Raw genomic sequence first — 4,302 nt, forward strand, 5'->3', positions numbered from 1 at the left:
AGTGCCTCCAGTCGCACACCTCGCTGCCCGGCTGGGAGCCGCCGATCGTTCCCGCCCTCTGGCAGCGGCTGTAACCACCGAAATGTGACAGGGCGGGCGGCCATCCGGGGGGCCGCCCGCCCTCGTCCTTTCAGTCGTCAGAGTCGGCTTCTCAAAGTTGGCCGAGCAGCCAGCGGGGGCCGGTGACGAGCGCGCCGAGCGAGGCGACCCGTTGCCGCAACTCCCGGTCGGCGGTGACCACGAGGACCTTCTCCCACGGCCGTCTGCCGCGTACGGCGTCCACGATCGCGTCGTCGCCGCTGCCCGGGGCCCGGATCACGGTCGTGTGCTCGTCCCGGACCCGGGAGTCGGCGCCGCGGGCCGCCGCACCCTCGAGCACGACGACGAGGCGGGGGAACCATCGGGCGAGACCGGGCAGACCCTCGGGCATACGGCGCAGCCCGCCCGAGGTGAGCGGGGCCAGCTCGTCGAGCAGCCGGTCGGCCGCCCCGGCCCGGTCCCGCCACCAGCCGTGCTCGGCCCGGGCGCCGATGATGTTGGCGACGTCGAGGACGACGACGAGCGGGCTGAGCGCGGCCCGGATGCTGGGCCAGGTGTCGGCGAATCCCGGGTGGAGCTCCTGGGCGGTGACCTCGCCGACCGACATCCAGCGCATGTCGGTGCTCTCGCCGTTGGCGGGTTCCGCGTCGAGCAGGCCCTCCGCCTGGGCGATCACGGTCTGGTACGACCAGCCGCCGTGATCGTCGACGTACAGGCCCTGCACGCGGACGAGATCGGCCGTCAGCGCGGCCTCCTCGTGCGCCTCGCGCAGCGCCCCGCTGATCGCGTCCTCATGGCTGTCGCACGCGCCGCCCGGCAGCCCCCAGGTTCCGCCGTGATGGCTCCACCAGGCGCGCTTCTGCAGCAGGACGTACGGCATGCCGTCGAGCGTGTGATGGACGGCGAGCAGACCGGCCGCCCCGTGCAGACCCCAGTGCCGGTGCCCACGAGAACACAGGGCCCAGCCGTCTCCGTCCTTCGCCACCATGGCCCTATCTTGCCCTGCGAGCGCGGCGGGCGTGACGAACCTGATTGCCGATCGTTATGAATAGGTGAGCGGTTCCGCCGTTTGGCCGGCCCCGGGATCGTTAGGTTGTGACAACCTCACTCGTGATTCCCTCGTTTTCGGTGAATCAGGAGCTGTCATATGCGGCGACATGCGCCCGCCTCCTTCCGGCCGGAGGAGCGGGCGCTGTTCTTTTTCTCCGTTTCGCCCGGCCAGATGTACGGCGTGGCTGTACGGTGTGGCCCCGGCGGAGCCGGCGACGCGACTTCCGCCGGGGGCCGTACGCCTCATGCGCGCCGGGTGCGGACCACGCGAGTCAGCGACTACCGGCCTGTGACCGAGCGGCCTGTCCAACTGTTCTCGGAGACGATTCTCCAATGCGGGGCCTGCCACTGTTCGACCCGCCGACCCGCCTCGGCGAACTGACCCGTCTCGGTGATCTGGGCCGGTCGGGCTTCGCCGCCGGTGATCTCCTGGTCCACCCTGGCCTTGATCCGGGGCCTACGCGGCTGCGGCCGAGGAGTCACTTCGGTGACGCGGGCCACGGCCACGCCGACGGGTCCGCTCCTGGCTCCCGTCGGAACGGTCGCGATGACGGTGTTGGCGGCGGTGCCGATGACCGTCACGTTGTCGGACGCGAAGTCGGTGACGTACGCGCGGGCGCCGTCCGGGGTGACCGCCACGTCCAGCGGGGCGGTCCCGACGGGGACGGTGGCGATGACGGTGTCGGTGGCCGTGTCGATCACCGACACGTTGTTCGAGTCGTTGTTCGCCACGTAGACGCGGCCGCCGTTCGGTGTGATCGCCAGCCCTTTGGGATCGGCCCCGACGGGGACGGTGGTGGTCACGGTGTCGGTGGCCGTGTCGATGACCGACACGCTGTTCTTGCCGACGTCGGTGACGTAGGCGCGGGCGCCGTCGGGCGTGATCGCCACATCGACCGGAATGGTTCCGGGGCCGATCGGGATGGTGCCGGTCGCGGTGTTGGTGGCCGTGTCGATCACGGAGACGGTGCTCGCACCGGAGTCGGCGACGTAGGCACGTGTGCCGTCCGGCGTGATCGCCACCCCCTCGGGATTGGTCCCGGCCCCGAGCGGGATGGTGGCGGCGACGGTGTTGGCCGCCGTGTCGATGGCCGACACGTTGTCGGACGCGAAGTTGGTGACGTACGCGCGGGCGCCGTCCGGTGTGATCGCGATCTTGAACGGGTTGTTTCCGACGGGGATGGTGGCGATGACGGCGTCGGTCCGGGTGTTGATCACCGAGACGTCGTCCGAGTCGCTGTTCGCGACGTAGGCGCGGGTGCCGTCGGGCGAGACCGCCACCCCGTCGGGGCTGGTCCCGACGGGGATGGTGGTGGTCACGGTGTTGGTGGCGACGTCGATGACCGCCACGTTGCTCGCGTTCGAGTCGGCTACGTAGGCGATCTGCCGTGTCCGCTGCGCCGCGGTTTCGGCACCGGTTTCGGCGCCGGCGGGCAGGGGTGCCAGCTGCGCCAGGCCGAGCACGATGGCCGCCGTGGTGGCCGCTGCCCGCCACCTCCGCCTCCGCTGCAGGTCCGCCGCTTCTGTCAGTTCGGGGCCGGCGATATTCGTGGATTTTCTCGTCCAGCGGGTAAGCAAGGGGACCTCCCATAGAGCTGTCAGGGTCCCGTTCTACGTCCGAAGGGCGGCTTCTCCCGGAATCGGCACACCGATTTGGTGCTCTCGGCTGCTCCCTTGATGCATTCCTGGTCATCACTCAGGATGAATCGCCACGTAATTCGCGGGCACGGCACTTGGTCTTTCGGGCTCACATCCGGAGAAGTACGGCATAAGCCGACAAGAACGTGCGGAAAGTTCTCTTCAGTCGGAAATGCCGGAGGCCCCGGTTCGGCGGTGTGAAAGATGGCAGGTCCTGTTCTATGTCTGGAAGGTGGCATGTTCCGGGATCGGCGCAGAGATTTGGCACTCCCGGCTGATCGCTTGATTGATTCGTGGTCATCATTCCGGCCTTCGGCATAGAACGGTGACTGTCGTGCCATTTCGCTTGCATCACGTTCTCGTACGGAAGTTCCGTACGAGAATGGTGGGAATCTCGATGTGGCCGGAAACGCCGGAGGCCCCCGGCGGAAGTCGACGATGCGAATTCCGCCGGGGCCCCTGTTTCGGCTGCCCCGTGTTCACGGGTGTTCGGTGCGGCCTACCGACCAGACCCTGGTCGGCGTCCCCGGCTCAGCTCAGTCCATGCTCTGGTCTATCTCGGCATCGATTCCGGCAGCGGCGGCGCGTGCTTCCTGGCCGCTGACGCGCGCCACGGCCACCCCGGTGGGACGGGTCCCGACGGGCACCGTAGCGATGACGGCGTTGGTGTTCGTGTTGATCACCGACACGTTGTTGGCGGTGGAGTCGGTGACGTACACACGGTTGCCGCGGGGTGTGACGGCCACCCCGATGGGGCCGGTCCCGACGGGCACGGTGGTGACGAAGGTGTCGTTGTCCGCGTCGATCACCGTCACATTGTTGGAGCCGAAGTTGGCGACGTAGGCGAAATTGTCGGGTGTGATCGCCACCCCATCGGGGTTGGTCCCGACGGGAACGGTGGCCACGACGGTGTTGTTGAACGTGTTGATCACCGACACGCTGTTGGAGTCGAAGTTGGTCACGAAGGCGAAGTCGCCGTTGGGCATGGTGAACGCGACCTGCCGCGGATGGGTCCCGACGGGGATGGTGGTCACGACGGTGTTGGTGGCCGTGTTGATCACCGAGACGTTGTTGGAGCCGGTGTTGGCGACGTAGGCGAAAGTGCCGTCGGGCGTGACCGCCACACCGAAGGGAAGGGTCCCGACGGGGATGGTGGTCACGACGGTGTTGGTGGCCGTGTTGATCACCGACACGTTGTTGTTGGCCTGGTTGGTGACGTAGGCGAAAGTGCCGTCGGGCGTGACCGCCACACCGAAGGGATTGACCCCGACCGGGATGGTCGCGATGACGGTGTTGGTAGCCGTGTTGATCACCGACACGTTGTTGGAGAAGATGTTGGTGACGTAGACGCGGTTGCCGTCGGGCGTGACCGCCACTCCGTTGGGGGCGATCCCGACGGGGATGGTCGCGATGACGGTGTTGGTGCGTGTGTTGATGGCGGACACGGTGCCTTCGCTGTTGTTGGCCACGTAGGCGACCGTGCGGGCCTGCTGGGCCGCCGCGGCCGGCAGCGCCGCCGCGGGCGCCAGGCCCACGGCCAGGGCGACTGCCGCCACGGTCGCCTTGACACGGGCC

The 4,302-nt window shown here is 68.3% G+C and carries 4 protein-coding genes; 1 reads left to right on the forward strand and 3 read right to left on the reverse strand.

The annotated features are described in order from the left end of the window. Positions 1-74: carbohydrate-binding protein (locus tag Mth01_RS30515; protein WP_407695986.1), on the forward strand; the 74-nt coding region annotated here is incomplete at its 5' end. 77 nt (positions 75-151) lie between these two features. Here Mth01_RS30515 and Mth01_RS28935 read toward each other — a convergent pair. The 3 genes from Mth01_RS28935 to Mth01_RS28945 form a co-directional block, all read right to left on the reverse strand. Beyond that, a complete protein-coding gene (locus tag Mth01_RS28935; protein WP_204019140.1) occupies positions 152-1,027 on the reverse strand; it encodes an NUDIX hydrolase in 876 nt (291 codons plus the stop codon). A gap of 341 nt (positions 1,028-1,368) precedes the next feature. After that, complete coding sequence (locus Mth01_RS28940) at positions 1,369-2,667, reverse strand: beta-propeller fold lactonase family protein (protein WP_204019141.1); 1,299 nt, start codon at positions 2,665-2,667, stop codon at positions 1,369-1,371. A 596-nt stretch (positions 2,668-3,263) separates the two neighbouring features. Then, positions 3,264-4,302: beta-propeller fold lactonase family protein (locus tag Mth01_RS28945; protein WP_204019142.1), on the reverse strand; the 1,039-nt coding region annotated here is incomplete at its 5' end.

It is taken from the genome of Sphaerimonospora thailandensis (assembly GCF_016863115.1).
Classification (GTDB): domain Bacteria; phylum Actinomycetota; class Actinomycetes; order Streptosporangiales; family Streptosporangiaceae; genus Sphaerimonospora; species Sphaerimonospora cavernae.

Excerpts from the sequence above, each read along its gene's own strand:
- Mth01_RS28935 (WP_204019140.1), bottom strand. The coding sequence starts at position 1,027 with ATGGTGGCGAAGGACGGAGACGGCTGGGCCCTGTGTTCTCGTGGGCAC.